The sequence below is a fragment of the Pelatocladus sp. BLCC-F211 genome, assembly GCF_041928655.1.
Lineage (GTDB): Bacteria > Cyanobacteriota > Cyanobacteriia > Cyanobacteriales > Nostocaceae > Pelatocladus.
Genome location: NZ_JBHFLM010000091.1, coordinates 1 through 8,230 on the forward strand (window position 1 = coordinate 1; position 8,230 = coordinate 8,230).

Genomic DNA, 8,230 nt, shown 5'->3' on the forward strand with positions numbered 1-8,230 from the left:
CGCCAGTCGCTACAACGGAGGAGCCACTGCGGTGGACGGGTTCCCCGGCATAAAGCAGGTGGCGTGGAACCTCCGCAACGCGCTGGCTCGGAAACCCCCGCAACGTACTGGCTCCGCAACGCAGTGGCTCTCCTTGTCCCCTTTCCCCAATCCCCGATCCCCAATTCCCAATATGTTTGTCGATTTCTTTATCAGGCGGCCTGTTTTTACCAGTGTCTGCGCTATTCTCATTCTGCTGGTAGGAGCTATTAGCATTCCTACCTTACCTACAGAGCAGTATCCAGAAATTAGCCCAACTCAAATCCAAGTTACTGCTAACTACGTTGGTGCTAGTGCTGAGGTAGTAGAAAACACCGTTACGACAATTTTAGAACGGCAGATTAACGGTGTTGAAGGCATGAAGTACATGACCTCTAGTAGCAGTAACAATGGTACTAGTACGATTACTGTCACATTTGATGCATCACGAAATCCGGATATTGCTGCCGTCGATGTGCAGAATCGTGTATCTTTGGCTGAACCACAGCTACCAGAACCAGTTACGCGAACAGGAGTCAGCGTTAGCAAACAATCAAATAACATCCTGTTAGCAATGGGCTTATACAGTGAGCAGGGAGAGTACGACACTGTATTTTTAAGTAATTACGCTGACCTCTACCTATCAGATGCCTTAAAAAGAATTAAGGGTGTAAGTGAGGCAAGAATTTTTGGTGAACGCCGCTATGCGATGCGTTTGTGGCTTGATCCAAACCGCCTTGCAAGTCGCGATCTCACTGCTCAGGATGTGATTGATGCTTTGAATGAACAAAACCTGCAAGTGGGTGCTGGACAAATCGGTCAGCAACCATCAGCACAGGATCAAATGTATCAAATTGACCTACGCGCCGTTAGTAGGCTCACAGATCCATCTGAATTTGAAGATATAGTGATTAAAACGAGTCAAGATGGATCACTAATTAAGCTCAAAGACGTAGGACGAGCAGAACTAGGAGCAGAAAATTACAACTCTTTCTTGCGATTTAGAGGTAACGAGGGCGTGGGAATTGGTATATTTACCATTCCAGGAAGTAACGTACTGGACATTGCCAAAGCGGTCAAAGCCGAAATGGCGGTACTAGCTCAAAATTTTCCACCAGGGATGAAGTATCAAGTTGCCTTTGATACAACAAGTTTTGTGGAAGCGTCACTTTCAGAAGTGGTCTTGACTCTGGTAATGTCGATCGCTCTCGTCGTCCTGGTAATTTTTATTTTCTTACAGGATTGGCGTACAACCCTGATTCCTGTAATCACCATTCCCTTGGCATTAATTGGTACATTTGCCTTTGTCAAAGCCTTCGATTTTTCCATTAACACCTTGACTTTATTTGGTTTGACCTTGGCAACAGGGATGGTAGTTGATGATGCGATCGTTGTCGTCGAAGATATTTCCCGCTTGATTCAGGAACAAGGAATGACGCCCCGTCAAGCAGCATCTACGGCTATGCATGAACTGTTTGGAGCAGTTATTGCTACCTCCTTAGTGCTGATGGCTGTATTCGTCCCCGTCGCCTTTTTCCCAGGAGCCACCGGACAGATATATAAACAATTTGCTTTAACTATCGCCTTTTCAATTACCATCTCTACTTTTCTCGCCATCACCCTCACACCTTCTCTATCTGCCTTGCTACTGCGTCGCCAACCTAGACAGAGGGGGATCTTAGGCTGGCTGTTTGGTAAGTTTAACTCGTTCCAAGACTCAATGCGGAGAGGGTACGAGTGGTCACTCAACCGCCTAGTCAGGATCAAAGCAATTATTATTGGGTTGTTTATCCTCTCCCTGGGATTAACTGCTTGGGTCTATACCTCTGTCCCCACATCATTTCTTCCTGATGAAGACCAAGGTTACTTCATTACAATTGTGCAAGGGCCAGAAGGAGTTTCCCTCAACTACACCAGCAAAGTGATGCGCCAAGCAGAAGAAGAAATTCTGCAATTGCCCGAAGTTGTTGGTACTTTTGCCGTCGGTGGATTTAGTTTTAGTGGTAGCACCGCCAACAATGGTGTAATATTTACGACCCTTAAACCTTGGCATGAGCGCAGCCGATCAGCCCAAGCAATTATAGGTAGTTTGCAGGGTAAATTATCAGGTATTACAGAAGCCAGAGTTTTGTCAGTTAATCCTCCAACCATTCGAGGTTTGGGTAGTTTTAGCGGTTTCCAATTTCAGCTACAAGATAGAGCAGGGAATAGTGGCTTAGACACGATGCTGCAAGTCATGGGTCAGTTACTTGAGCGTGCAAATCAAGTACCAGATTTGCAAAAACCTGTGTACACCACATTTGCTGCGAATACGCCGCAAATATTAATAGAAGTAGACCGTAGTCGTGCTAAAGCCCTACAAGTAGACATTGATGAGGTATTTAATACTCTCCAGAATTACTTGGGTTCGCGCTACGTCAACGACTTTAATTTTGAACGACGGACTTACCGAGTTTATGTCCAAGCAGATGCACAATATCGTTCTAATCCAGAAGATATTGGCAAATTATACGTCCGCTCTGCTAATGATCAGATGATTCCCTTAAGTGATCTAGTGAAACTCACCCCTACCACCGGAGCGCAAACAATCAATCATTACAACTTGTTCCGTTCAATTGAAATCAATGGTTCTGCGGCTCCTGGTAAAAGCTCCGGTCAAGCAATCCAAGCAATGGAGAATACCGCCCAGCAGGTTTTACCAACAACTTTTGGTTACGAATGGTCGGGGATAGCCCTGGAAGAAAAAACATCCGGTGGTCAAGCACCGATAATTTTTGGTTTGGGACTTGTCTTTGTTTTCTTGGTATTGGCTGCTCAGTACGAAAACTATGTTGACCCGTTGATTATTCTACTATCGGTTCCCCTGGCAATCCTTGGGGCGCTGTCAGCACAATCACTGCGGGGTCTAAATAATGACATCTTTTGCCAAGTTGGTTTGGTGATGCTAATTGGTTTGGCAAGTAAGAACGCTATTTTGATTGTAGAGTTTGCCAACCAACTGCATGAACAAGGTATGCCAATTGCCAAAGCCGCAGTACAAGCTTCACAGGAACGTTTGCGACCGATTCTGATGACAGCACTCTCCACACTCTTAGGGATTTTCCCCTTAGCAATTGCTACAGGTGCAGGTGCTGGTAGCCGTCAATCTCTCGGTACTGCGGTATTTGGTGGGATGTTTGTTGCTACGTTCCTGAGTTTGTTTGTAGTGCCAATTTTATATATTGTGATTGGTAGCCTACGCGATCGCTTCTTAAAACGTCCTCATCCACCTCAACAACCACCACATCAAATGGAAGAAGTAGAAGAAGATGGTCGAGTTACTACCAAAACTTATTGATAGATAATAAGCGATCGCCAAAAGACAGAGTCTAGAGGAGAAAACAAGGGAGAGAGGGAAGACAAAGGAGAAAATTTGCCTCCTTGTCTTCCTTGTCTCCCTTGTCCTCCTTGTCCTCCTTGTCCTCCTTGTCCCCCTCTTCCCCTTCCAGTCTTTATTTTGCCCAAAAGAGTTGAGAAAAATTACCCATGACACTAGTAAATACAATCTCTCGTCTCACTATGCCTATGTTCGCAACCGCGACAGCATCAGATAGCACTTCAGTTATGGCAGCAGTGTTAATTAGTTTAGTGGTGATTTATCTTGCTAGTATAATTGGGAGTGAAATTTGCGATCGCTTAAACATGCCACCAGTTTTAGGGCAACTCTTGGGTGGTCTAGTCGTGGGCATCTCAGCCTTTCATTTGCTGGTATTTACTGAGAATGAAAGTGACTTTCATGACTCAATTTTAATAAAGTTCTTGATAGCCACTACAGGTTTAACAATAGATGGAGCATCAACCATATTTCAAATCGATAGTGAAGTGATTTCTGTGTTAGCAGAAATAGGTGTAATAATTCTATTGTTTGAAATTGGTTTGGAATCAGATTTAAAAGAATTACTCAAAGTCGGGCCACAGTCAGCAATAGTAGCAATAGTGGGAGTTACAGCCCCATTTGCTGGTGGTACTTTTGGGTTAATGTACTTGTTCGGCGTGCCTGCTATACCTGCAATTTTTGCTGGTGCAGCCCTGACAGCAACTAGTATTGGTATCACAGCCAAAGTATTGTCAGAACTGCAATATCTCAATCGCAAAGAAGGTCAAATTATCATTGGTGCGGCTGTTTTAGACGATGTACTTGGCATTATCATCTTGGCAGTGGTGGCGAGTTTAGCCAAAACTGGAGAAGTCGAAATTACAAATGTACTGTATTTAATAGTTAGTGCCGTAGCTTTCTTAGTAGGAGCAGTATTACTAGGTCGTCTTTTCAACCCCTATTTTGTCAAAATAGTGGATGAACTCAAAACTCGTGGTCAATTATTAATTCCTGCCCTGATTTTTGCTTTCGTTTTAGCATACATTGCTACAGCTATAAATTTAGAAGCAATTCTTGGAGCTTTTACTGCTGGCTTAGTGTTAGCAGAAACACAGAAATGTCGAGCGCTAAAAAATCAAGTCGTGCCGATTGCAGATATACTCGTGCCGATTTTCTTTGTTGCTGTGAGTGCCAAAACTAACATTGCTGTCTTAAATCCATTTGTGCCTGAAAATCGTGAAGGCTTGCTCATCGCCAGCTTCTTAATTTTGGTAGCAATCGTGGGTAAAGTAATTAGCGGCTTTACGGTATTTGGTCAAGGAGAAACCAACCGTTTAGCAATTGGTGTTGGTATGATTCCACGTGGCGAAGTCGGACTAGTATTTGCAGGTATCGGCTCCACAAGCGGCGTTTTATCTGGTTCTTTGGATGCTGCTATTATCGTGATGGTGATTTTGACAACCTTTTTAGCACCACCTTTATTATCGTTTGTGTTTCAAAAACCAGTAATATCTTCTGTAAAAGCAGAAGAAGGATAATTGCATTTGCATTCACTTTCTTTTAACCACCATCTAGTCACCCACCCTAGCTCCTCCCCGCTTGTGCTTAGAGGGGTAGGAGTATCAAAGACTGTTGACGAATATCAAACACTCATCGACAAGTATCAAACACTCGACGATGAGTTCCCCGTTCCCTCTTAAGAGAATAAAACACTCGTTGAGGTGTTCAAACCTCCGACTTGTTAAAGAAGTGGGGGAGCTATAACCCCTTAAAATTAAGGCAGAGTTTTAGAGAATTGGTTTAACAGAAAATTGGAGGGGAAGTAAAAAATCATGAAAGTAGGTGCTGCGTATACAAGATTATTGGTAAATGACTGGAAAGCTTGCTTTTTGTTTTACAAAGATTTATTGGAATTTGAAGTTGTTGTAGAAAATGAAACAGACGAATACGCCGAATTTAAAGCTGGAGATATGAGGCTATCTCTGTCTCGACGCCAGGAAATTGCCCAACTCATCCATAATGCTGACAAACCACCCTTCGCCGAATGTCAGGATACTGTAGTCTTAATTTTTACAGTTCATGATTTGGAAGAAGAATATCAGCAATTAAGACACAAAGGTGTAGACTTCACCGTACCACCAATGAATAATCCTTACTATGGCATCAAAACGGCTTATCTACGCGACCCAGATGGAACTCTGATCGGTCTGTATGAGTTTTTATCCTAATATTTTGATGGTAAAAGCCCCCAGAAAAATCTTTGGAGTCAATCCAAAATCCAAAATCCAAAATCCAAAATCTAAAATTTAATGACGAGGAGATCGCATAGCACTATGGCTAAACCTGTTATCCTGACAGTTGATGACGATGTTGATGTCTTACAAGCTGTAGCGCGGGATCTGCGTCAGGAATATGGAGAAGACTACCGCATATTACGTGCTGACTCTGGTGCAACCGCTTTGGAAGCATTAGAACAAATCAAACTTCGCAACCAGCCTGTGGCGTTGTTTTTGGTAGATCAAAAAATGCCGCAAATGTCTGGAGTTGAGTTCTTACAACAAGCAATCACAATCTTTCCAGACGCAAAACGGGCTTTACTCACTGCTTATGCAGACACCGACGCAGCCATAGACGCGATCAACACTACAAAAATTGATTATTATTTGATGAAGCCGTGGAATCCACCAGAAGAAAGGCTGTATCCGGTATTAAATGATTTGCTTGATGATTGGCAAGCAACATTCCACCCACCCTTTGAAGGTATTCGTGTGATTGGTAATCGCTGGTCGCCCTATTCCCATCAAGTTAAAGATTTTTTGGCGCGAAATCAAGTGCCTTATGAGTGGATGGATATTGAATTTTCTCAGGAAGCTGAACAGTTAACTGAGTATGCTAAATGTGATAAAGTACGCTTGCCTCTAGTTGTTTTCCCAGACGGAGAACAATTGAGGCAGCCAACAAATTTGGAAATAGCCCAGAAAATAGGGCTGCGAACCCAAGCACAAAAACCATTTTATGATTTGGCGATCGTTGGTAGTGGTCCTGCTGGGTTAGCAGCTGCGGTCTATGGTGCATCGGAAGGGCTACGTACGGTGATGATTGAACGAGAAGCCCCTGGTGGACAAGCGGGAACAAGTTCACGAATTGAAAACTACTTAGGTTTTCCCGTAGGCTTAAGCGGTGGCGATTTAGCACGACGTGCTGTTACGCAAGCTAAACGCTTTGGTGTCGAAATTCTCACACCCCAAGAAGTTACGAATATTCGCGTAGCTAATCCATATCGTTTTATACAATTATCTGACGGTAGTGAAATTAGTTGCCATACTTTGATTTTGGCGCTGGGTGTAGCGTGGCGGCGATTAGATGTACCAGGAATTGAACGCTTGACTGGTGCGGGTGTTTATTATGGTGCGGCTCAAACTGAAGCCATGAGTTGTAAAAATGAAGACGTTTACATCATCGGTGGCGCAAACTCAGCCGGACAAGCAGCAATGTATTTTTCCAAATACGCTCGTCATGTAACGATGTTGGTACGTGGCGAATCTTTAAGTATTAGTATGTCCCAGTACTTGATAGACCAAATCGCCGAAACACCAAATATCACCGTCAAAACATACACTAGTGTGATTGAGGTCAAAGGTGAGAAATGTCTAGAAGCAATTATTCTTAAAAATAATCGCACTGGAGAAATTGAGAGGCTTCACGCTACCTCATTATTTATCTTTATTGGAGCAGCACCACGAACTGAATGGTTAGATGGCATTGTACAACGGAACGATCGCGGCTTTATTCTAACTGGCTCAGATTTACAACGCGATGGACAACGTATACCTGGCTGGAATTTAGAACGTGACCCCTACTTACTAGAAACCAATATCCCCGGTATCTTTGCAGTTGGTGATGTGCGCCATGGTTCAGTTAAACGCGTTGCTTCCGGAGTAGGCGAAGGTTCAATCTGCGTTCAATTTATCCATCAGTATTTAGCCAAAGTATTGTAAGTGGTTAGACAAAATTAAATTCCTTCGTGGAGGTCAGGGAATAGGGAACAGTTTGAAGAATGTGTAATTAATTTTGTTTACCTGGGGAGTTTTTTAAATTCGTTGAACTCATGTTGGATTAATTGATACTTAATTTATATTTAAAACTTAGTTAATCTTATATTTAAGTTTCATTAATATAAAATTAAGAGACTGATATACAGCATTCCTAAATCATTTGTAAACAACAAGATCCCCGACTTATTCAAAAATACAGCTGGCGAATCAGGGATATCACCCTCATTGAATGATTTTTCGTCATTCCACTAAATGTAGAGACGTAGCAATGCTACGTCTCTTAGTGTCCTTTGTGTCCTATCCTGCGCTTCGACACGTAGACGGACGAAGTCCGGCTTCTTGTAGAGTAGTGGCTTCTGTTCCCCGAAGGGGTTCCCGTAGGGTAAGTAGCCGCTGACGCGTCTATGTGGTTAGTTTTTTCATGATTTTGCGTAAGTCCTATTTTATTCAAAAAATGTTGAGTATTCGTAAAAACTAAAAACTAACATGACTAAATCTAAAGAAATAGCCAAAACTATCAATCTCAGCGACTCACAGTATTACTTAAATCGCGAATTAAGTTGGTTAGAATTCAATCGTCGAGTTTTGCATGAGGCTTTAGATAACCGTACACCGTTACTCGAAAGACTTTAATTTACTGCTATCTTCAGCTCGAATTTAGATCCCACATTCCGCACTTCAATAAGTAGCATGGGTAAACTACATAAACAGAAAATGCGCTCATGAGAATTTGAACAATCAAGTAACCAGAAAATAAATAAATTATCCACATCCAAATTCCAGCTTTTTTACACCATAAAAA

Annotated in this window: 4 protein-coding genes and 1 pseudogene; all 5 read left to right on the forward strand. The window is 42.6% G+C overall.

All coding sequences use genetic code 11. The features are described from left to right. The first annotated feature begins 172 nt into the window (after nucleotides 1-172). Complete coding sequence (locus ACE1AT_RS11185; protein WP_374868235.1) at nucleotides 173-3,355, forward strand: efflux RND transporter permease subunit; 3,183 nt, start codon at nucleotides 173-175, stop codon at nucleotides 3,353-3,355. A 188-nt stretch (nucleotides 3,356-3,543) separates the two neighbouring features. Next, nucleotides 3,544-4,911 carry a cation:proton antiporter gene (locus ACE1AT_RS11190; protein WP_374868229.1) on the forward strand — a complete coding sequence of 456 codons (1,368 nt, stop codon included), beginning with the start codon at nucleotides 3,544-3,546 and terminating at the stop codon, nucleotides 4,909-4,911. Between the two features lie 294 nt (nucleotides 4,912-5,205). Further along, nucleotides 5,206-5,601 carry a VOC family protein gene (locus ACE1AT_RS11195; RefSeq protein WP_374868231.1) on the forward strand — a complete coding sequence of 132 codons (396 nt, stop codon included), beginning with the start codon at nucleotides 5,206-5,208 and terminating at the stop codon, nucleotides 5,599-5,601. A gap of 105 nt (nucleotides 5,602-5,706) precedes the next feature. Beyond that, nucleotides 5,707-7,371, forward strand: a complete 1,665-nt coding sequence (locus tag ACE1AT_RS11200) for an FAD-dependent oxidoreductase (RefSeq protein WP_374868233.1) — start codon at nucleotides 5,707-5,709, stop codon at nucleotides 7,369-7,371. 543 nt (nucleotides 7,372-7,914) lie between these two features. Beyond that, a pseudogene (locus ACE1AT_RS11205) lies at nucleotides 7,915-8,058 on the forward strand (hypothetical protein); the annotation flags it as partial. Between the last annotated feature and the right edge of the window lie 172 nt (nucleotides 8,059-8,230).